This window comes from Bradyrhizobium sp. C-145, from assembly GCF_023375135.1.
GTDB lineage: Bacteria > Pseudomonadota > Alphaproteobacteria > Rhizobiales > Xanthobacteraceae > Bradyrhizobium > Bradyrhizobium zhanjiangense.
Genome location: NZ_CP088150.1, coordinates 4,749,136 through 4,768,649, shown reverse-complemented (window position 1 = coordinate 4,768,649; position 19,514 = coordinate 4,749,136). Strand labels below are relative to the sequence as shown.

General features: G+C 63.9%; 19 protein-coding genes and 1 tRNA gene. 19 read left to right on the top strand and 1 reads right to left on the bottom strand.

Annotation, left to right across the window (positions count from 1 at the left end; all coding sequences use genetic code 11):
* The first annotated feature begins 39 nt into the window (after nucleotides 1–39).
* Nucleotides 40–116 (top strand) — tRNA-Asp (locus LRP30_RS22255).
* Nucleotides 117–242: 126 nt separating this feature from the next.
* Here LRP30_RS22255 and LRP30_RS22250 read toward each other — a convergent pair.
* Nucleotides 243–446 carry a hypothetical protein gene (locus LRP30_RS22250; RefSeq protein ID WP_128933438.1) on the bottom strand — a complete coding sequence of 68 codons (204 nt, stop codon included), beginning with the start codon at nucleotides 444–446 and terminating at the stop codon, nucleotides 243–245.
* A 366-nt stretch (nucleotides 447–812) separates the two neighbouring features.
* On the opposite strand from LRP30_RS22250, the gene LRP30_RS22245 reads away from it, so the two are divergent.
* The 18 genes from LRP30_RS22245 to LRP30_RS22160 all read left to right on the top strand — a co-directional run bounded on the left by LRP30_RS22245 (nucleotide 813) and on the right by LRP30_RS22160 (nucleotide 19,495).
* Nucleotides 813–1,328 (top strand): MarR family transcriptional regulator, encoded by a 516-nt coding sequence (locus LRP30_RS22245; protein WP_128933439.1) that lies wholly within the window; start codon nucleotides 813–815, stop codon nucleotides 1,326–1,328.
* A 176-nt stretch (nucleotides 1,329–1,504) separates the two neighbouring features.
* Complete coding sequence (locus tag LRP30_RS22240) at nucleotides 1,505–3,760, top strand: TonB-dependent siderophore receptor (protein ID WP_249756344.1); 2,256 nt, start codon at nucleotides 1,505–1,507, stop codon at nucleotides 3,758–3,760.
* Nucleotides 3,761–3,782: 22 nt separating this feature from the next.
* Nucleotides 3,783–4,919 (top strand): PepSY-associated TM helix domain-containing protein, encoded by a 1,137-nt coding sequence (locus tag LRP30_RS22235; RefSeq protein ID WP_249761679.1) that lies wholly within the window; start codon nucleotides 3,783–3,785, stop codon nucleotides 4,917–4,919.
* Between the two features lie 442 nt (nucleotides 4,920–5,361).
* Nucleotides 5,362–5,727, top strand: coding sequence for an NADH-quinone oxidoreductase subunit A (locus LRP30_RS22230; RefSeq protein WP_091886001.1), 366 nt, complete (start codon nucleotides 5,362–5,364; stop codon nucleotides 5,725–5,727).
* Entirely contained in the window at nucleotides 5,718–6,308 is a 591-nt protein-coding gene (locus tag LRP30_RS22225; RefSeq protein WP_164935041.1) for an NADH-quinone oxidoreductase subunit B, read from the top strand. The genes LRP30_RS22230 and LRP30_RS22225 overlap by 10 nt, the downstream gene beginning before the upstream one ends.
* An 11-nt stretch (nucleotides 6,309–6,319) precedes the next feature.
* Nucleotides 6,320–6,931: an NADH-quinone oxidoreductase subunit C gene (locus LRP30_RS22220; RefSeq protein ID WP_091885996.1), complete on the top strand. Its 612-nt coding sequence runs from the start codon at nucleotides 6,320–6,322 to the stop codon at nucleotides 6,929–6,931.
* A 2-nt stretch (nucleotides 6,932–6,933) separates the two neighbouring features.
* Nucleotides 6,934–8,130 carry an NADH-quinone oxidoreductase subunit D gene (locus LRP30_RS22215; protein ID WP_128946169.1) on the top strand — a complete coding sequence of 399 codons (1,197 nt, stop codon included), beginning with the start codon at nucleotides 6,934–6,936 and terminating at the stop codon, nucleotides 8,128–8,130.
* Complete coding sequence (locus tag LRP30_RS22210) at nucleotides 8,130–9,107, top strand: FkbM family methyltransferase (RefSeq protein WP_164935040.1); 978 nt, start codon at nucleotides 8,130–8,132, stop codon at nucleotides 9,105–9,107. The genes LRP30_RS22215 and LRP30_RS22210 overlap by 1 nt, the downstream gene beginning before the upstream one ends.
* 12 nt (nucleotides 9,108–9,119) lie before the next feature.
* Nucleotides 9,120–9,731, top strand: coding sequence for an NADH-quinone oxidoreductase subunit NuoE (nuoE, locus tag LRP30_RS22205; RefSeq protein ID WP_091885987.1), 612 nt, complete (start codon nucleotides 9,120–9,122; stop codon nucleotides 9,729–9,731).
* Nucleotides 9,731–9,937 carry a hypothetical protein gene (locus tag LRP30_RS22200; RefSeq protein WP_128933445.1) on the top strand — a complete coding sequence of 69 codons (207 nt, stop codon included), beginning with the start codon at nucleotides 9,731–9,733 and terminating at the stop codon, nucleotides 9,935–9,937. The genes nuoE and LRP30_RS22200 overlap by 1 nt, the downstream gene beginning before the upstream one ends.
* A gap of 15 nt (nucleotides 9,938–9,952) precedes the next feature.
* Entirely contained in the window at nucleotides 9,953–11,278 is a 1,326-nt protein-coding gene (nuoF, locus tag LRP30_RS22195) for an NADH-quinone oxidoreductase subunit NuoF (protein WP_249761678.1), read from the top strand.
* Nucleotides 11,279–11,283: 5 nt separating this feature from the next.
* Nucleotides 11,284–13,359 (top strand): NADH-quinone oxidoreductase subunit NuoG, encoded by a 2,076-nt coding sequence (gene nuoG, locus LRP30_RS22190; RefSeq protein WP_128933447.1) that lies wholly within the window; start codon nucleotides 11,284–11,286, stop codon nucleotides 13,357–13,359.
* Between the two features lie 10 nt (nucleotides 13,360–13,369).
* Nucleotides 13,370–14,437: an NADH-quinone oxidoreductase subunit NuoH gene (nuoH, locus tag LRP30_RS22185; RefSeq protein ID WP_128946168.1), complete on the top strand. Its 1,068-nt coding sequence runs from the start codon at nucleotides 13,370–13,372 to the stop codon at nucleotides 14,435–14,437.
* 14 nt (nucleotides 14,438–14,451) lie between these two features.
* Nucleotides 14,452–14,940 (top strand): NADH-quinone oxidoreductase subunit NuoI, encoded by a 489-nt coding sequence (nuoI, locus tag LRP30_RS22180; protein WP_091886091.1) that lies wholly within the window; start codon nucleotides 14,452–14,454, stop codon nucleotides 14,938–14,940.
* A 9-nt stretch (nucleotides 14,941–14,949) separates the two neighbouring features.
* Nucleotides 14,950–15,588 carry an NADH-quinone oxidoreductase subunit J gene (locus LRP30_RS22175; RefSeq protein ID WP_128933448.1) on the top strand — a complete coding sequence of 213 codons (639 nt, stop codon included), beginning with the start codon at nucleotides 14,950–14,952 and terminating at the stop codon, nucleotides 15,586–15,588.
* Entirely contained in the window at nucleotides 15,585–15,893 is a 309-nt protein-coding gene (gene nuoK / locus LRP30_RS22170; RefSeq protein ID WP_008547737.1) for an NADH-quinone oxidoreductase subunit NuoK, read from the top strand. The genes LRP30_RS22175 and nuoK overlap by 4 nt, the downstream gene beginning before the upstream one ends.
* A gap of 8 nt (nucleotides 15,894–15,901) precedes the next feature.
* Entirely contained in the window at nucleotides 15,902–17,989 is a 2,088-nt protein-coding gene (gene nuoL, locus LRP30_RS22165; RefSeq protein WP_128933449.1) for an NADH-quinone oxidoreductase subunit L, read from the top strand.
* Nucleotides 17,990–19,495, top strand: a complete 1,506-nt coding sequence (locus LRP30_RS22160; protein ID WP_091885968.1) for an NADH-quinone oxidoreductase subunit M — start codon at nucleotides 17,990–17,992, stop codon at nucleotides 19,493–19,495. It begins immediately after the preceding gene.
* Nucleotides 19,496–19,514 lie beyond the last annotated feature (19 nt).

Here is a 19,514-nt window from a genome sequence, read left to right as displayed (position 1 = left end):
TTTAAGTCCCCCCTCGTTCCGCAGACATTTGCGTGTCACGCGGGAGTAGCTCAGTTGGTTAGAGCGCCGGCCTGTCACGCCGGAGGTCGCGGGTTCGAGCCCCGTCTCTCGCGCCATTTCATGGCGGAATACACCCCTCGATCTCATAAAATCAATGGTTTGGCGGCTTGTCTTTACCTGTCGCTGGACATCAAAAAGGCCGCCCGAGGGCGGCCGTTTGGCATCAAATCGGACCTTTCGTCTCAGCGAATCTCCGACGTGCCCGCGCTGGTCACCACCACTGGCTTGCCGGCCTTCATCACGTGGGTGGACTGGGCGGTCTGGGCGTAATCGGCATGGGTGCGGGCCGCGATCCCGAAGCCGGCCACCGCAATGCCGGCCACCAGCGCCACCACCACGATCTTGAGGTGGGTCGCACGATCAGCAGAGTGAATTGAGTGGTTCATCTGAGCCTCCCGACGGGCTTTGCCGCCGTCTATGGGCTCTTCTTCTAGGCACTCTCTGTTTCCGGATGGTTTCGCCGGTTCCGCAAAATGGTTTCATCTCGCCATCAGGCAGGTTTCTGCGGGCGGGCCGGGGAGGGCCGATCTCAAGCGGCGGCCCGGCCGATATCAGCGGGACGCCGTGGTGGTGAGCGCGGCCGAGAGCAGGAGTAGCGCACAACGTCCGCGCCATAGCTGCCCTTGAGCGCGTCGTTGAACACGTCGACTGTCAGTGGGCGCATCCGAATGCCTCTTGGACGGATCAAGTCGGGGAGGTCGCCGTGACCCGGGCTTGGCACGCCCCGGCTTTCTTGGCAGAGGTGGAATATCATGAGCGAGACGGAGAGCAGAGGCGGGTCGACGTCGTCCGAAACGGACGAGAGCGCGCCGGCGGCGCCGGTCACCGCGATGCTGTCGTCGCGGCTGATGGTGCTCGCCAACCTGCTCAAGCGCGGCGCCATCCTGCGCTACAAGCGTCTCACAGGACTGAACTCGGTCGAGTTCGGTCTTGTCGCCTCGCTTGGGCGGCGGCCGCCCATGAGCGTGGCGCGGCTCGCCGAGGCCGTCGGCCAGGACAAGGGACAGATCAGCCGTGCGCTGGCAAACCTGTTGTCGCGCAAGCTGATCGCGAAAACGGCAAACCCGAAGGACAGCCGCGAGGTGCTGATCTCGCTGACTGCGACGGGCCTCGCCGCGCATGATGCGATCGTCGATGGCGCGCAGGAACGCAATCGGCGCCTGCTGCAACATTTGAGCGAAGCCGAGTTCCACACGCTGCTGCGGCAGGTCGATCAGCTCACGGCGATCGCCGCCGAGATGCTCGAGAGCGAGAAGAATTCGCGCTGATGTCTCGGCAATCTCTGGAAATGTTGGAGTGCTTCTAAGAATTCTTCTAAGAAGTTTTCAATTAGGCAATTCGCGCGCCCTCACATAAGCGTCGCCGCAGCGCATGTCGCCGCGGGGACTGGCGGCATGACGCATCAAAACATGCAGCTTGGGGTGGCGCGTTGAACAGTCTTGGAATGCTGCGGTCGGCCGTGTTGGCGACCGCATCCGCTTGGGTCTTGATGCCGCAGGCATCGCTCGCACAATCGTCCGCGCAGGGTGGCGCGCAGAACATTCCGTCGGTGACGGTCACGGCGCCGGAAGCGCGCCGCCGCACTGCTGCGACCCCTCAGCGTCGTGCGCCGCGGTCGTCGGAGCAGACCGCCAACAGGAACAAGCCGCAGCCGCAGCGCAATGTCGGCTTCGTCGAGACGCCGCGCGGTCCGGTGAACGGCTACGTCGCCGGCCGCAGCTCGTCCGGCACCAAGACCGACACGCCGATCATGGAGACGCCGCAGTCGGTGTCGGTGATCGGTGCCGAGCAGATCCGCGACCAGAAGCCGAACAAGCTCGACGAGGTGCTGCGCTACACCGCCGGCGTGCGCGCCGGAACGTTTGGCACAGATACCCGCAACGACTGGTGGCTGATCCGCGGCTTCAAGTCCGAGGACATCGGACTGTTCCTCGACGGCATGCAGCTGTTCTACACGTCCTATGCGAGCTGGAAGCTGCAGACGCCCAACATGGAGCGCGTCGAGGTGCTGCGCGGTCCGTCGGCGGTGCTGTACGGTGGATCGAGCCCGAGCGGCATCGTCAACGTCATCAGCAAGATGCCGCCGGTCGAGCCGATCCGTTACGTCGAGACCGGGGTCAACAATTTCGGCAATGCCTATGTCGGCTTCGATTTTGGCGGACCGGTCGCGACGAGCCCCGAAAACGGCAAGCTGTTCGCACGCGTGGTTGGCCAGGTCCAGAACGGCCCCACGCAGGTCAACTTCACGCCCGACAACAACTACTTCATCGCACCGTCAGTCACCTGGAAGCCGGATGCCGACACGACCTTGACACTGCTGGCCTCGGCCTCGAAGCAGGACACCCGCGGCATCAACTTCCTGCCTTACCTGGGCACGGTGACCAGCGCATCGTTCGGCAAGATCCCCACCAGCTTCTTCGTCGGCGATCCCAGCGTCGACAAGTTCACGCGCGAGCAGGAGATGCTCGGCTACCAGTTCGAGCGCAATCTCACCGACGACCTGACGTTCCGTCAGAACGCCCGCTTTGCACATGTCGACATCACCTACCGCGGCTATGTCGGCAACGGTTGGGCCGACATCAACACGGCCACTCTCAATCGGTACAATTGGTATGCGAAGAACACGGCCAATCAGGCCAATCTCGACAACCAGCTTGAGTACCGCTTCGACACCGGCCCGGTCAGGCATACGATGCTGTTCGGGGTCGACCTGAGGGGCTACCAGATCGACGACTATCAGGCCTTCGGGTTCGGCGTGCCCGCGATCAACGTCTTCAATCCCGTCTATGGATCGGCCGAGGTTCCATTACCGAGCGCTCCGTTCCGGAACTTCGTGATCACGCAGAAGCAGGCCGGCACTTATCTTCAGGACCAGATGAAGCTCGGCAACTTCACGCTGGTGCTGAGTGGCCGCAATGACTGGGTCGAGACGACGCAGGAAGCGCGCGACACCGGCGCTCTGGTCGCCAGCCGCGACGACAGCAGGTTCAGCGGCCGCGCCGGGCTGATCTACAATTTCGACAATGGCATCGCGCCCTACGTCTCCTATTCGACGAGCTACAATCCGATCATCGGCCTCAACGCCCAGAACCAGCTGTTTCTGCCGGAGACCGGCAAGCAGGCCGAAATCGGCGTGAAGGTCGCGCCAAAAGGCTTCGACGGCTATTTCACGGTCTCGGCTTTCGATCTGGTCCGGCAGAATGTCGCGACGACATTGCCGGGTAGCGTACCCGTGTTGCAAAACCAGACCGGCGAGGTGACCTCGCGCGGCATCGAGCTCGAAGCGGTGGCCAATGCCACAAGGGAGCTGAAGCTGATCGGCTCCTTCACGGCCTATCATCTCTTCAACAGCAAGGATCTCGATCCGGCGCTGGTCGGCAAGACGCCGACCAACACGCCTGAGCTTCTGGTCTCGGGCTGGGCCGACTACACCTTCAAGGACGGACCGCTGGCAGGATTTGGTTTCGGCGGCGGCGTGCGCTACGTCGGCTCCTCCTGGGCCGATGCGGCCAACACTCTCGAGGTTCCCGCAGTGGTGCTCGGCGATCTCGCGGTTCACTACGAATGGCAAAACTGGCGGACGGCGCTCAACGTGATCAACGTGACCGACAAGATGTACGTCGCGAGCTGCGCGTCGGCCACGTCCTGCTTCTACGGCGACCGCCGGCGCGTGACCGCCAGCGTGTCCTACAAATGGTAAGCGCAGGCGAGGAGAGGCTGTCGTGAAGGCGCGCACGGTCAGGCTCTGGTCCGTGGTTCACACCTGGACCAGCCTGATCTCGACCGTGTTCCTGCTGCTGCTCTGCCTCACCGGCCTGCCGCTGGTGTTCCACCACGAGATCGATGAGCTCCTGGGCTATGCCCCCCAGCCCGAAGCTCATGCGGGCGCGGCGCGCGCGACGCCGCAAGCCGTCGCCGACGCCGCGCTCGCCGCCGATCCCGGCCGGGTGATGCAATATATCTCCTGGGACAAGGACGAGCCCGGGTTCGTGATGGCCTTCACCAACAGCGCCCCTGACGGCGTTCCCGACAATGCGACGGTACGAGCGTTCGACGCCGTCTCGGCCAAGCTGCTCGGGCCTGTCGGGGTCGGGCCGATGCTGATCGTGCTCAAGCTGCACACCGACATGTTCGCCGGCCAGGCCGGAAAACTGTTCCTCGGTGCGATGGGGTTCTTGTTCGCCGTCGCCATCGTCTCGGGCGTGGTGCTGTATTGGCCGTTCACCCGCCGCCTGCGCTTTGCCACCATCCGCGATCGCGCCTCCCGTCGCGTGCGCTGGCTCGACTGGCACAACCTGATCGGCGTGGTGACGGTGGCCTGGGCGCTGGTGGTCGGGCTGACCGGCGTCGTCAACACCTGGGCCGAGCTGATGCTGAACCAGTGGAAGGCGACCGAGCTCGCCAGCATGGTCGCACCCTATGCCGGCAAGCCGCCGCCAGCGCATCTGGCCTCACTCGATGATGTCGTCGCGCGCGCGAAGCGGGCGGCTCCCGGCATGGAGATCGCCTTCATCGCGTTTCCGGGCACGCCGTTCACGTCCTCGCATCATTTCGCCGCCTTCATGCGGGGCGATACGGCCCTGACGGCGCGGCTGCTCAAGCCTGTCCTGCTGGACGGCGAAAGCGGGGAGGTCGCCGACGGCCGGGCGCTGCCGCTCTATCTGCAGGCGCTCTTGATCTCGCAGCCGCTGCATTTCGGCGACTACGGCGGCATGCCGCTCAAGGTGATCTGGGCCGCGCTCGACGTGCTCACGATCGTCGTGATCGGCAGCGGCCTCTATCTCTGGCTGGCGCGGCGGCGGAAGCGGTCCTCCGCCCGCGCCGACGCATTCGCCAGACGAGTTCCGGTCCCGTCGTGATGCATGGCTCGCCCGACCGCTCGCGGCTGTGGATACGTGTCTTTGCTGCACCTATCCTGCTGGCGGCCGCCACCATCACCGGCTTGCTGGCCGCGTTGCTTTGGGGCGAGGCCGGCCAATATGTCGCCTGGGTGACGGTCGGAGCGCCTGTCCTGGTTGTAGTCTGGACTTTGCTGCGCCCCAGCCTAGATAAAGTGCGCCTTCCCAACCGAGGACGTCACGGCCGAGCGCGCGCGGACTGATCGGGATCGCCCTTGCTGGGGCAGCTGTTCTGCTCCATACCAGCGCGGGGTGATTCCGGGATTTCCACCGTTCTGGGAGCGGCAAAGGGCCTGAAAAGAGCGTGTCTTGCGCCCATTGGTGCACTGCGCTAAGGCTCAGAATAATTCCAAATCGGACGAATCCGTGGCTGTCCCGAGGCTGCGGGAAAAAGGGCTCGTCGATGAGCGGCATTCTAGAGAACTATCTTCCACTCGTTGTCTTTATAGGGGTCGCGGGCCTCATCGGCCTCGTGCTGCTGATCGCGCCCTTCATCGTGGCGTTCCAGCAGCCGGACCCGGAAAAACTGTCGGCATATGAGTGCGGTTTCAACGCCTTCGACGACGCCCGCATGAAGTTCGACGTCCGCTTCTACCTGGTCGCCATCCTCTTCATCATCTTCGACCTCGAGGTGGCGTTCCTGTTTCCGTGGGCGGTGGCGTTCGGCAAGCTTGGCGCGACCGGCTTCTGGTCCATGGTGGTGTTCCTCGCCGTGCTGACGGTCGGGTTCGCCTATGAATGGAAAAAAGGGGCACTGGAATGGGATTGAACCCTCCTACTCAGTCCTTGGCTCCGGTCGTCGCGCCGGCCCCCAAGGGCATCCTGGATCCGTCAACCGGCAAGCCGGTCGGGGCCAATGATCCGTTCTTCCTCGAGGTCAAGCACGAGCTGTCCGACAAGGGCTTCTTCGTCGCGGCCACCGATGATCTCATCACCTGGGCGCGCACCGGCTCGCTGATGTGGATGACCTTTGGTCTCGCCTGCTGCGCGGTCGAGATGATGCAGGTCTCGATGCCGCGTTACGACGTCGAGCGCTTCGGCTTCGCGCCGCGTGCCTCGCCGCGCCAGTCCGACGTCATGATCGTCGCGGGCACCCTGACCAACAAGATGGCACCGGCGCTGCGCAAGGTCTACGACCAAATGCCCGAGCCGCGCTACGTCATCTCGATGGGCTCCTGCGCCAATGGCGGGGGCTACTATCACTATTCCTACTCGGTCGTGCGCGGCTGCGACCGCATCGTGCCGATCGACATCTATGTGCCGGGCTGCCCGCCTACGGCGGAAGCGCTGCTCTACGGCGTGCTGCTGCTGCAGAAGAAGATCCGCCGCACCGGCACCATCGAACGCTAAGGTTTTACGTCATGGACGACGCCAAGCTCGACGCCCTGGGGCAGACGATCGTTAGCGCGCTTCCGGGCGCCGCTACCGGTCATTCGGTGGCCTTCAACCAGCTCACGGTGGACGTCGAGGCCGCCAAGATCGTCGAGGTGGTCAAGTACCTGCGCGACGATCCGAACTGCCGCTTCGTCAACATCACCGACATCACGGCGGTGGACTATCCGGATCGCGAGAAGCGTTTCGACGTGATCTATCACTTCCTGTCCCCGACGCTGAACACACGGATCCGGCTCAAGGCCCAGGCCGACGAGACCACGCAGGTGCCGTCGCTGATCGACGAATTCCCTGGCGCCGACTGGTTCGAGCGCGAGGCCTACGACCTCTACGGCGTGTTCTTCGTCGGCCATCCCGACATGCGCCGCATCCTCACCGATTACGGTTTCGAGGGCCATCCGCTGCGCAAGGATTTCCCGCTGACCGGTTTCGTCGAGGTTCGCTACGACGACCAGGAGAAGCGGGTGGTGTACGAGCCTGTCAGGCTCAACCAGGAGTTCCGCAAGTTCGATTTCCTCTCGCCATGGGAAGGAGCGGACTATCCGTTGCCGGGGGATGAAAAAGCGGGGCCGAAGAGCTGATCATGAACGAGCAACCGCAGAATCTCCGTAACTTCACCATCAATTTCGGCCCGCAGCATCCGGCGGCGCACGGCGTGTTGCGGCTGGTGCTGGAGCTCGACGGCGAAGTCGTCGAGCGCGTCGATCCGCATATCGGCCTGCTTCACCGCGGCACCGAAAAGCTGATCGAGCAGAAGACCTATCTCCAGGCGATTCCCTATTTCGACCGGCTCGACTACGTCGCGCCGATGAACCAGGAGCATGCCTTCTGCTTAGCTGCCGAAAAGCTGCTCGGCATCGAGGTGCCGCGCCGCGGCCAGCTCATCCGCGTGCTCTATTGCGAGATCGGCCGCATCCTGTCGCATCTGCTCAACGTCACCACGCAGGCGATGGACGTCGGCGCGCTGACCCCGCCGCTGTGGGGTTTCGAAGAGCGCGAGAAGCTGATGGTGTTCTACGAGCGCGCTTCGGGCAGCCGTATGCATGCGGCCTTCTTCCGCGTCGGCGGCGTGCATCAGGACCTGCCGCAGAAGCTGGTCGACGACATCGAGGCTTGGTGCGACCCGTTCCTGAAGGTGGTCGACGACCTCGACCGTCTGCTCACCGCCAACCGCATCTTCAAGCAGCGCAACGTCGACATCGGCGTCGTGTCGCTCAAGGAGGCCTGGCAGTGGGGTTTCTCGGGCGTGATGGTGCGCGGCTCGGGCGCGGCCTGGGACCTGCGCAAGTCGCAGCCCTATGAATGCTATGCCGAGATGGATTTCGACATCCCGATCGGCAAGAACGGCGACTGCTACGACCGCTATCTGATCCGCATGGAAGAGATGCGCCAGTCCGTGCGCATCATGAAGCAGTGCATCCAGAAGCTGAACGCGCCCGAGGGCAAGGGCCCGGTCGTCGTCGCCGACAACAAGGTCGCGCCGCCGCGCCGTGGCGAGATGAAGCGCTCGATGGAAGCGCTGATCCACCACTTCAAGCTCTACACCGAGGGCGTCCACGTGCCGGCCGGCGAAGTCTACGCCGCGGTCGAGGCGCCCAAGGGCGAGTTCGGCGTCTATCTCGTCTCCGACGGCACCAACAAGCCCTACAAGTGCAAGATCCGCGCGCCGGGCTTTGCCCATCTCCAGGCCATGGACCACGTCTGCCGCGGCCATCTGCTCGCCGACGTCTCGGCGATCCTCGGCTCGCTCGACATCGTGTTCGGAGAGGTCGATCGGTGATGGCGCAGGCGCCAATCCAGTTTGACCGTGCCTCGGGGGCCCTTGAAGGGGCCAACCTGTGGGAGCGGACGGCTGCCTTGGCGCTGGTGACGGGATCGAAGATCTCCTCGCACTTCTCGCATATGGGCTACATCGCCTGCGCCAATTTGCTGGCGAAGACGCTGCCCAAGCGCAACATCGCGATCAGGCTCAATCCCGACGCCGTGTTCGAGTTCCCCTACGGCGACGGCTATTGGAGCAAGCTGCTCAACCGCTCCTACAATTACGAAGACGAGCTCGAGCTGCTGTTTTCCGACTCCGTCGACGTCGACTACACGCTGCTCGATTGCGGCGCCAATTACGGCTACTGGTCGGTGCTGGTGTCGAGCAGGCCGTTCGGTTCGCACAAGGCGATTGCGATCGAGCCGTCGGGCCAGAACTATCCGAAGCTCGCCAACAATGCCCGCATCAACGAGGGCCGCTTCGAGACGATGAAATGCGCGATCGGTGCATCGCGCGGCACCGCGCGCTTGTCCGGCACCAAGCATGAAGCCTTCAGCATCGCCGGCGATCCCTCAGTGGGCGGCGAGGAGGTGCCTGTCATCGCGCTCGACAACCTGATCGACGACGGCAAGGTTGCCTCCAGCGGCAAGTATCTGATCAAGCTCGACGTCGAGGGCGTCGAGATCGAGGCGATCAAGGGCGGAGCGCGGCTGCTCCAGGCCGATAGCGTCATCATGTGCGAGGAGCACGGCAGCGACCGCTCCCATGCGGTGTCGCGCTACATCCTCGAACAGACCCCGCTGAAGCTGATCGTATTCGATCCGCGCAGCAACCGGATGGAGACCGTGACCGAGCTGTCGATCCTCGACCGCATCAAGGTCTCGACCCATGTCGGCTACAACGTTTTTGGCACCGCAAGCGCATTCTGGCAGGACAGGATCGATGCCCTGAATGCCAAGAATCTGAATGCCAAGTCTGCGCGCCGCATGCAGTGAGAGATTGAAGAGATGTCCGTTCGCCGATTAGCACCGAAGGAAGTCCAGCCCGCGAGCTTTGCGTTCACGGAGGAGAACCTCGCATTCGCGCGGCAGCAGATCGCGAAATATCCGGCCGGACGCCAGGCCTCCGCTGTCATCGCCATCCTCTGGCGCGCGCAGGAGCAGAACGAGGGTTGGGTGTCGGAAGCTGCGATCCGCGTCATCGCCGACATGCTCGATATGCCCTATATCCGCGTGCTGGAAGTTGCGACCTTCTACACGATGTTCCAGCTCGCCCCCGTCGGCAAGAAGGCCCACGTCCAGGTCTGCGGCACCACGCCGTGCCGCCTGCGCGGCGCCGAGGATCTGATCCACGTCTGCGAGCACCGCATCCATCACGAACCCTTCCATCTCTCCAAGGACGGCAATTTCAGCTGGGAGGAGGTGGAGTGCCTGGGCGCCTGCGTGAACGCGCCGATGGTGCTGATCGGCAAGGACACCTATGAGGACCTGACCAAGGAGAGCTTTGGCAAGGTGCTCGACGGTTTTGCATCGGGCAATCCGCCCAAGCCCGGCCCGCAGAACGGCCGCCAGTTCTCGGCGCCGATTACGGGGCCGACCACGCTGAAGGAGATCACCTGATGCGTGATCTCTCGTCACCTTCAGTGCAGGGGAGCGGTGCCATGAAGAAGTGGGGCTTCATCGCGATGCACGCCGCGGTGGCGGCCACGTTCATTTTCCTGCTGCAGCGTTTCAGCCTGAACGCGTCGCTGGAAACCAGTCTGCTCTGGGCGCTGACCTTTGCCGTCTGCGCCGCCGGACTTGCCTACAGGCAGTCCAATCGTTGATCGGAAAGCACTGATATGCTCGAGGACAAGGACCGCATCTTCAAGAACCTCTACGGCCTTCACGATTGGGGGCTCGAGGGTGCGCGGCGCCGCGGCGCCTGGGATGGCACCAAGGCCATCATCGATAAGGGCCGCGACTGGATCATCAACGAGATGAAGGCGTCGGGCCTGCGCGGCCGCGGCGGCGCAGGCTTCCCGACCGGCCTGAAATGGTCGTTCATGCCGAAGGAATCGACCGACGGCCGGCCGAGCTACCTCGTCGTCAATGCCGACGAATCCGAGCCCGGCACCTGCAAGGACCGCGAGATCATGCGGCACGATCCGCATCTCCTGGTCGAGGGCTGCCTGATCGCGAGCTTCGCGATGAACGCGCATGCCTGCTACATCTACGTCCGCGGTGAATTCATCCGCGAGCGCGAGCGCCTTCAGGCCGCGATCGACCAGGCCTATGAGGCCAAGCTGATCGGCAAGGACAACGTCAACGGCTGGCCGTTCGACCTTTACGTCGCCCACGGCGCCGGCGCCTATATCTGCGGCGAAGAGACCGCGCTGCTCGAAAGCCTCGAAGGCAAGAAGGGCCAGCCGCGGCTGAAGCCGCCATTCCCGGCCAATGTCGGCCTGTTCGGCTGCCCGACCACCGTCAACAACGTCGAGTCCATCGCGGTTGCGCCGGACATCCTGCGCCGTGGCGCGGCGTGGTTCGCCGGCATCGGCCGTCCGAACAATGTCGGCACCAAACTCTTCTGCATCTCCGGCCATGTCGAGCGGCCCTGCAACGTCGAAGAGGCCATGGGCATCCCGTTCCGTGAACTGATCGACAAGCATTGCGGTGGCATCCGCGGCGGCTGGGACAACCTCAAGGCGGTGATCCCGGGCGGCTCCTCCGTGCGCATGGTGCCGGCCGAGCAGATCATCGACACGCCGATGGATTTCGACGGCTTGAGCAAGCTGCGCTCGGGCCTCGGCACCGCGGCCGTCATCGTGATGGACAAGTCGACCGACCTGATCCGTGCGATCGCCCGCATCTCCTATTTCTACAAGCATGAGAGCTGCGGACAGTGCACGCCGTGCCGCGAGGGCACGGGGTGGATGTGGCGCGTGCTCACCCGCATGGCCGAAGGCCGCGCCCACAAGCGCGAGATCGACATGCTGCTTGAAGTGACGAAACAGGTCGAAGGCCACACCATCTGCGCGCTCGGCGATGCGGCGGCCTGGCCGATCCAGGGCCTGATCGCGCATTTCCGTCACGAGATCGAAGCGCGCATCGACCAGTATTCGCACAGGGCCGACATCGACGATATCGGCGTCCGCGATCCCGTGAACATGGTCGCGGCGGAGTAGGATAAATGACCAAGCTCATCATCGACGGCAAAGAGATCGATGTGCCCGCCGAGTACACGCTGCTCCAGGCGTGCGAGGCCGCGGGCGCCGAAATTCCGCGCTTCTGCTATCACGAGCGGCTGTCGATCGCCGGCAATTGCCGGATGTGCCTCGTCGAAGTGAAGGGCGGCCCGAAGCCTGTCGCAAGCTGCGCCTGGGGCGTGCGCGACTGCCGTCCGGGCCCCAAGGGCGAGCCGCCGGAGATCTCCACGCGTTCGCCGATGGTGAAGAAGGCGCGCGAAGGCGTGATGGAATTCCTTCTCATCAACCATCCGCTGGACTGCCCGATCTGCGACCAGGGTGGCGAGTGCGACCTGCAGGACCAGGCGATGGGCTACGGTGTCGACACCAGCCGCTTCGCCGAGAACAAGCGCGCGGTCGAGGACAAATATCTCGGCGCGCTGGTCAAGACCTCGATGAACCGCTGCATCCAGTGCACGCGCTGCGTCCGCTTCTCGGCGGAAGTCGCCGGCGCGCCCGAGATGGGCGCAACCGGCCGCGGCGAGGACATGGAGATCACGACCTATCTCGAGCACGCGCTGACCTCGGAATTGCAGGGCAACCTCGTCGATATCTGCCCGGTCGGCGCGCTGACCTCGAAGCCTTATGCGTTTGCGGCGCGCCCCTGGGAGCTCGGCAAGACCCAGTCGATCGACGTGATGGATGGCCTGGGATCGGCGATCCGCGTCGACACGCGCGGCCGTGAGGTGATGCGTGTGTTGCCGCGCATCAATGAGGCCGTGAACGAGGAATGGATCTCCGACAAGACCCGCCACATCGTCGACGGCCTGCGCACCCAGCGCCTCGACCGGCCCTATATCCGTGAAGCCGGCAAGCTGCGTGCGGCGAGCTGGCCCGAGGCCTTCGCCGCGATCGCTGCCAAGGCGGCGCGCACCGACGGCAAGCGCATCGGTGCGATCGCCGGCGACCTCGCCGGTGTCGAGGAGATGTTCGCGCTGAAGGACCTGCTCGCCAAATACGGCTCGGGCAATCTGGCGGTGCAGGGCGGCGACGCCTTCGACCCCGCGCTCGGCCGCGGCTCCTACATCTTCAACCCAACGCTCGTAGGCGTGGAGCAGGCCGACGCGCTGCTCATCATTGGCGCCAATCCGCGCAAAGAGGCGGCCGTGTTCAACGCCCGCATCCGCAAGCGCTGGCGCGCCGGCGGCTTCAAGATCGGTGTGATCGGCGCCAAGGTCGACCTGACCTACGATTATGACCATCTCGGTGCGGGCACCGAGACGCTCGGCGAGCTCGCGGCGGGCAAGCACTCCTTCATGGAGGTGCTGAAGAACGCCAAGCACCCGATCATCCTGGTCGGCGCGGGCGCGGCCTCGCGTCACGACGGTGCCGCCATCCTTGCCGCCAGTGCCAAGCTCGCGCTCGATGTCGGTGCGGTGAAGGACGGTTGGAACGGTTTTGGCGTGCTGCACGAGACCGCCTCGCGCGTCGGCGCGCTCGACATCGGCTTCTCCGCCAGCGCGGGTGGGCTGAACGCGGCCCAGATGACGACGTTCGGAACGCTGGACCTGTTGTTCCTGTTAGGGGCCGATGAGATCAAGGCGCCGGATGGCACCTTCGTCGTCTATATCGGTACCCATGGTGACCGCGGCGCGCACCGCGCCGACGTGATCCTGCCGGCGGCCGCCTACACCGAGAAGTCCGCAATCTACGTCAATACCGAAGGCCGCGTGCAGATGACCGGCCGTGCCGCGTTCCCGCCGGGTGAAGCCCGCGAGGACTGGGCGATCATCCGCGCGCTGTCGGAAGCGCTCGGTAAGAAGCTCGGCTATGACTCGCTTGCTGCCCTGCGTCAGGCGATCTTCAAGGCCGTGCCGCATCTGATCCGTCTCGACCAGATCGAGGCCGGCGCCGCCGACCAGATCAAGAAGCTGGCGGGGAAGGGCGGCTCGCCGGAGAAGGCGCCGTTCAAGCCTCTGGTCGAGGACTTCTACCTGACCAACCCAATCGCGCGTGCGTCCGCCGTGATGGCGGAATGCTCGCGCCTCGCCTCCGGGCACATGCTGACCGCAGCGGAGTGAGCGTGATCTGATGGAATTCTTCGAAAGCGCATTCTGGACCGGATTCCTCTGGCCGCTGATCATCATGGTCGCGGAGAGCGTTCTGGTGCTCGTCGTCCTCTTGGTCGCGATCGCCTACATCCTGCTCGCCGACCGCAAGATCTGGGCGGCGGTGCAGATTCGGCGCGGCCCGAACGTGGTCGGCCCTTGGGGCCTGCTGCAGTCCTTCGCGGACTTGCTCAAGTTCGTGCTGAAGGAGCCGATCATCCCGGCCGGCGCCAACAAGGGCGTGTTCCTGCTGGCGCCGCTGGTGTCCTGCGTGCTCGCGCTCGCCGCCTGGGCGGTGATCCCGACCAATCTCGGCTGGGTGATCTCCGACATCAATGTCGGCATCCTCTTCATCTTCGCGATCTCGTCGCTGTCGATCTACGGCATCATCATGGCCGGCTGGTCGTCGAACTCGAAATACCCGTTCCTGGCCGCGTTGCGCTCGGCGGCGCAGATGGTGTCCTACGAAGTCTCGATCGGCTTCGTCATCATCACGGTGCTGCTCTGCGCCGGCACGCTGAACCTCACGGCCGTGGTCGAGGCCCAGCATGCGCGCGGTCTTGCCAGCCTGATCGGGCTGCCGCAGCTCACCATCCTGAACTGGTACGTCTGGCCGCTGTTCCCGATGTTCGTGGTGTTCTACGTCTCGGCACTGGCGGAAACCAACCGTCCGCCGTTCGATCTCGTGGAAGCCGAATCCGAACTCGTCGCCGGCTTCATGGTCGAATACGGCTCGACGCCGTACCTCTTGTTCATGCTCGGCGAGTATGTCGCGATCGTCACGATGTGCGCGTTGGCGACGATCCTGTTCCTCGGAGGCTGGCTGCCGCCGGTCGATCTGCCGCCCTTCAACTGGGTGCCGGGGATCATCTGGTTCTCGCTGAAGCTGTTCTTCATGTTCTTCCTGTTCGCGATGGCCAAGGCGATCGTGCCGCGCTACCGCTACGACCAACTGATGCGCCTCGGCTGGAAGGTGTTCCTGCCGCTGTCGCTGGTGATGGTGGTCGTGGTGGCGGGCGTGCTGCATTTCGCCGGCATCGCGCCGAAGTGAGGGCCGTCATGGGTATCAACGTCAACGCCACTGCACGCTCGCTTCTGCTGTCGGAATTCGTCTCGGCGTTCTTCCTCGCCATGCGCTATTTCTTCCAGCCGAAGCCGACCATCAACTATCCGTTCGAGAAGAACCCGATCTCGCCGCGGTTCCGCGGCGAGCACGCGCTGCGCCGCTATCCGAACGGCGAAGAGCGCTGCATCGCCTGCAAGCTGTGCGAAGCCATCTGCCCGGCGCAGGCCATCACCATCGAGGCCGGCCCGCGCCGCAACGACGGCACCCGCCGCACGGTGCGCTATGACATCGACATGGTGAAGTGCATCTACTGCGGCCTCTGCCAGGAGGCCTGTCCGGTTGACGCCATTGTCGAAGGCCCGAACTTCGAGTTCGCGACCGAGACCCGCGAGGAACTCTATTATGACAAGGCCAAGCTGCTCGCCAACGGCGACCGCTGGGAACGCGAGATCGCGAAAGCGATCGAGCTCGACGCGCCGTACCGGTGAGGTGAGGGCATGATCCTTCCCGCGCTGTTCTTCTATCTCTTCGCCGGCGTCTGCGTCGCTTCGGCCGTGATGGTGATTGTCTCGCGCAATCCCGTGCACTCCGTGCTGTACCTGATCCTGGCCTTCGTCAACGCCTCCGGCCTGTTCGTGCTGATGGGCGCCGAATTCCTGGCGATGATACTGATCGTCGTCTATGTCGGCGCGGTCGCGGTGCTGTTCCTGTTCGTGATCATGATGCTCGACGTCGACTTCCTCGAGCTGCGCGAGGGCTTCATCGAGTACCTGCCGGTTGGGCTGGTGATCGGCGGCATCTTCATGTTCGAGCTGCTGCTCACCGTCGGCTTCTGGGTCATCAACCCCGGCGTCTCCAAGACCATCACGGCGGCGATCCCGGCCAATGTCAGCAACACCGAAGCACTCGGCCTCGTGCTCTATACGAAGTACATCCACTACTTCCAGCTCGCGGGCATGGTGCTGTTGGTCGCCATGATCGGCGCCATCGTGCTGACGCTGCGCCACAAGGCGAGCGTGAAGCGGCAGGACATCAACGTGCAGAACGCGCGCACGCCGGAAATGGCGATGGCGATGCGCAAGGTGGCGTCAGGGCAGGGGCTCTCGGATGCCGATGCGGCGGAGTGGGTGAAATGACGATCGGGCTCGGACACTATCTGGCGGTCGGCGCGATCCTGTTCACGCTCGGGATCCTCGGCATCTTCCTGAACCGCAAGAACATCATCGTCATCCTGATGTCGATCGAGCTGATCCTGCTCTCGGTCAACATCAACCTCGTGGCGTTCTCGACCTTCCTCGGCGACATCGTCGGCCAGGTCTTCGCTCTCTTGGTGCTGACGGTCGCCGCCGCCGAAGCCGCGATCGGTCTCGCCATCCTGGTGGTCTATTTCCGCAACCGCGGCTCGATCGCGGTTGAGGACGTCAATCTGATGAAGGGCTGAGCTCAGTCATGGTTCAGGCAATTGTCTTTCTGCCTCTGCTGGGCGCTATTCTCGCCGGCCTGATCTCGCTGGTCGGCGCGCATGCCCGCAATCCCTCAGGCGACACGGTCGAGCATCACGACGAGGCGCACGGTAATGGTGCGAATAACGGTCATGTCTCCGCTGCCTCCATCAAGGAGGAGGGGAGCGTCATTCATGAGACCCATGACGAGCCGGGCGACCACGAGCCGCCAGCGGCTGGTTCTCGCGCGGCCGAGCTGATCACGACGGGACTGCTGTTCGTGTCGGCGGCGCTGTCCTGGTTCACGCTGGTTGACGTCGGCTTCATGCATCACGACGCGCGGATCCAGCTGCTGCCCTGGATCTTCTCCGGCGACCTCCAGGTCTGGTGGACGCTGCGCGTGGACACGCTCACGGCCGTGATGCTGGTGGTGGTGACGACGGTTTCCTCGCTCGTGCACCTCTACTCCATCGGCTACATGGATCAGGACCCGAACCGGCCGCGCTTCTTCGGCTATCTCTCGCTGTTCACCTTCGCGATGCTGATGCTGGTCACCGCGGACAACCTCGTGCAGCTGTTCTTCGGCTGGGAAGGCGTGGGTCTCGCCAGCTACCTCCTGATCGGCTTCTGGTACCAGAGGCCGTCGGCGAATGCGGCGGCGATCAAGGCCTTCGTGGTCAACCGCGTCGGCGATTTTGGCTTCGCGCTCGGCATCTTCGCGATCTTCATGCTGGCCGGCTCGACCGATTTCGAGACCATCTTCCATGCCGCACCTGGCCTCACCGGCAAGACCATCAACTTCCTCGGCTGGCACGCCGACGCGCTGACCCTGACCTGTCTCCTCCTGTTCATGGGCGCGATGGGCAAGTCGGCGCAGTTCCTGCTGCACACCTGGTTGCCGGACGCGATGGAAGGCCCGACCCCGGTCTCCGCGCTGATCCACGCCGCGACCATGGTCACCGCCGGCGTGTTCATGGTGGCGCGGCTGTCGCCGCTGTTCGAACTCGCCCCTAACGCGCAGGCCGTCGTGATGTTCTTTGGCGCGACCACGGCGTTCTTCGCGGCGACCATCGGCCTCGTCCAGAACGACATCAAGCGCATCGTCGCCTATTCGACCTGTTCGCAGCTCGGCTACATGTTCGTGGCAATGGGGGCAGGGGCCTATTCGGTCGGCATGTTCCACCTGTTCACGCACGCCTTCTTCAAGGCGCTGCTGTTCTTGGGCTCCGGCTCGGTGATCTACGCGATGCACCACGAGCAGGACATCCGCCATATGGGCGGCCTCTGGCGCAAGATCCCTTATACCTACGCGGTGATGGTGGTCGGCACGCTGGCCCTGACCGGCTTCCCGCTCACCGCCGGCTACTTCTCCAAGGACGCGATCATCGAGTCCGCCTACGCCGCGCACAATCCGTTCGCGGTCTACGGCTTCCTGATGACGGTCATCGCCGCCGGCCTGACCTCGTTCTACTCCTGGCGCCTGATCTTCAAGACCTTCCACGGCGAGCCGCATGACGAGCATCACTACGAGGCCGCACACGAGGCCCCGATCTGGATGCTGATCCCGATCGGCGTGCTCGCGGTCGGCTCGTTCGTCGCGGGCCTTCCGTTCAAGGAGCTGTTCGCCGGTCACGGCATCGAGGAGTTCTTCCGCGAATCCGTGAAGATGAACCCGCACATCATCGAGGAGATGCACCACATCCCCGAGACCATCGCCTTCCTGCCGACGGTGATGATGGTGCTGGGCTTCCTGGTGTCGTACCTGTTCTACATCCGCCGGCCGTATCTGCCGGTCGAGCTGGCGAAGACGCAGCCGATGCTGTACCAGTTCCTGCTCAACAAGTGGTACTTCGACGAACTCTACGACGTCATCTTCGTCCGTCCGGCGAAGTGGATCGGCTATCAGCTCTGGAAGAAGGGCGACGGCTTCATCATCGACGGGCTCGGTCCCGACGGCGTCTCGGCGCGCGTGCTGGACGTCACCCGTAACGTCGTGAAGATCCAGACCGGCTATCTCTATCACTACGCATTCGCCATGCTGATCGGCGTCGCCGGCCTGATCACCTGGTTCATGTTCGGCTTTGGAGGCCAGTAAATGACAACCTGGCCCATCCTTTCCGTCACCACCTTCCTGCCGCTGGTCGGGACGCTGATCGTCTATCTCAGCCGCGGCGACGACGAGGCCGCGCAGCGCAACTCGCGCTGGATCGCGCTGTGGACCACGCTGATCACCTTCGCGGTGTCACTGATCCTGGTAGCGCGCTTCGATTCCTCGACCGCCGACTTCCAGTTCGTCGAGAAGGCGAACTGGCTCGCCACCGGCATCACCTACCACATGGGCGTGGACGGCATTTCGCTGCCCTTCGTGATCCTGACCACCGCCTTGATGCCGTTCTGCATCATCGCGAGCTGGAAGGTTACGAGCCGGGTGCGCGAATACATGATGGCGTTCCTGATCCTGGAAACGCTGATGGTCGGCACCTTCTCGGCGCTCGACCTCGTGCTGTTCTACCTGTTCTTCGAGGGCGGCCTGATCCCGATGTTCCTGATCATCGGCGTGTGGGGCGGTCCGCGCCGGGTCTATGCCTCGTTCAAGTTCTTCCTCTACACGCTGCTCGGCTCGGTCCTGATGCTGCTCGCCATCATGGCGCTGTACTGGAACGGCAACACCACCGACATTCCGACCCTGATGCACACGGCCGTGCCGCGGTCCTTGCAGACCTGGGCGTGGCTGGCATTCTTCGCCTCCTTCGCGGTGAAGATGCCGATGTGGCCGGTGCACACCTGGCTCCCGGACGCACACGTCGAAGCGCCGACCGCCGGCTCGGTGATCCTGGCGGCGATCCTCCTGAAGATGGGCGGCTACGGCTTCCTGCGCTTCTCGCTGCCGATGTTCCCGCTGGCCTCGCATGACTTCGCGCCGCTGATCTTCACGCTGTCCACCATCGCCATCATCTACACCTCGCTGGTGGCGATGATGCAGGAGGACATGAAGAAGCTGATCGCGTACTCCTCGGTCGCGCATATGGGCTTCGTCACCATGGGCATCTTCGCCGGCACCATGCAGGGCGTCGCCGGCGGCGTGTTCCAGATGATTTCGCACGGCATCGTCTCCGGCGCGCTGTTCCTCTGCGTCGGCATCGTCTACGACCGCATGCACACCCGCGAGATCGCGGCCTATGGCGGCATCGTCAACCGGATGCCGCTCTACGCCATGACCTTCATGGTCTTCACCATGGCCAATGTCGGCCTGCCGGGTACCTCCGGCTTCGTCGGCGAGTTCATGACGCTGCTCGGTACCTTCAAGACCTCGATCCCGACCGCGTTCTTCGCCACATCAGGCGTCATCCTGTCGGCGTGCTATGCGCTCTGGCTATACCGCAAGGTCGTGTTCGGATCCTTGGTAAAGCCGTCGCTGATGACCATCAAGGACCTCACCTTCCGGGAGTGCCTGACGCTGTTCCCGCTGATCGCGCTGACGATCCTGTTCGGCGTCTATCCGCAGCCGGTGCTCGACATGTCGGCCGCCTCGGTCCAGCAACTCGTCAACAATTACAACACCGCTGTGACGGCCGTGAAGGCCGCCGCACTGCTCCAGTGAGCGGGCAGGTCAGGACATC

Excerpts from the sequence above, each read along its gene's own strand:
- LRP30_RS22160 (WP_091885968.1), top strand. The coding sequence starts at position 17,990 with ATGACAACCTGGCCCATCCTTTCCGTCACCACCTTCCTGCCGCTGGTC.
- nuoK (WP_008547737.1), top strand. The coding sequence starts at position 15,585 with ATGACGATCGGGCTCGGACACTATCTGGCGGTCGGCGCGATCCTGTTC.
- nuoG (WP_128933447.1), top strand. The coding sequence starts at position 11,284 with ATGACCAAGCTCATCATCGACGGCAAAGAGATCGATGTGCCCGCCGAG.
- nuoL (WP_128933449.1), top strand. The coding sequence starts at position 15,902 with ATGGTTCAGGCAATTGTCTTTCTGCCTCTGCTGGGCGCTATTCTCGCC.
- LRP30_RS22225 (WP_164935041.1), top strand. The coding sequence starts at position 5,718 with ATGGGATTGAACCCTCCTACTCAGTCCTTGGCTCCGGTCGTCGCGCCG.
- LRP30_RS22245 (WP_128933439.1), top strand. The coding sequence starts at position 813 with ATGAGCGAGACGGAGAGCAGAGGCGGGTCGACGTCGTCCGAAACGGAC.
- nuoF (WP_249761678.1), top strand. The coding sequence starts at position 9,953 with ATGCTCGAGGACAAGGACCGCATCTTCAAGAACCTCTACGGCCTTCAC.
- LRP30_RS22210 (WP_164935040.1), top strand. The coding sequence starts at position 8,130 with ATGGCGCAGGCGCCAATCCAGTTTGACCGTGCCTCGGGGGCCCTTGAA.
- nuoE (WP_091885987.1), top strand. The coding sequence starts at position 9,120 with ATGTCCGTTCGCCGATTAGCACCGAAGGAAGTCCAGCCCGCGAGCTTT.
- LRP30_RS22230 (WP_091886001.1), top strand. The coding sequence starts at position 5,362 with ATGAGCGGCATTCTAGAGAACTATCTTCCACTCGTTGTCTTTATAGGG.
- LRP30_RS22215 (WP_128946169.1), top strand. The coding sequence starts at position 6,934 with ATGAACGAGCAACCGCAGAATCTCCGTAACTTCACCATCAATTTCGGC.
- nuoH (WP_128946168.1), top strand. The coding sequence starts at position 13,370 with ATGGAATTCTTCGAAAGCGCATTCTGGACCGGATTCCTCTGGCCGCTG.
- LRP30_RS22250 (WP_128933438.1), bottom strand. The coding sequence starts at position 446 with ATGAACCACTCAATTCACTCTGCTGATCGTGCGACCCACCTCAAGATC.
- LRP30_RS22220 (WP_091885996.1), top strand. The coding sequence starts at position 6,320 with ATGGACGACGCCAAGCTCGACGCCCTGGGGCAGACGATCGTTAGCGCG.
- LRP30_RS22175 (WP_128933448.1), top strand. The coding sequence starts at position 14,950 with ATGATCCTTCCCGCGCTGTTCTTCTATCTCTTCGCCGGCGTCTGCGTC.
- LRP30_RS22200 (WP_128933445.1), top strand. The coding sequence starts at position 9,731 with ATGCGTGATCTCTCGTCACCTTCAGTGCAGGGGAGCGGTGCCATGAAG.
- LRP30_RS22240 (WP_249756344.1), top strand. The coding sequence starts at position 1,505 with ATGCTGCGGTCGGCCGTGTTGGCGACCGCATCCGCTTGGGTCTTGATG.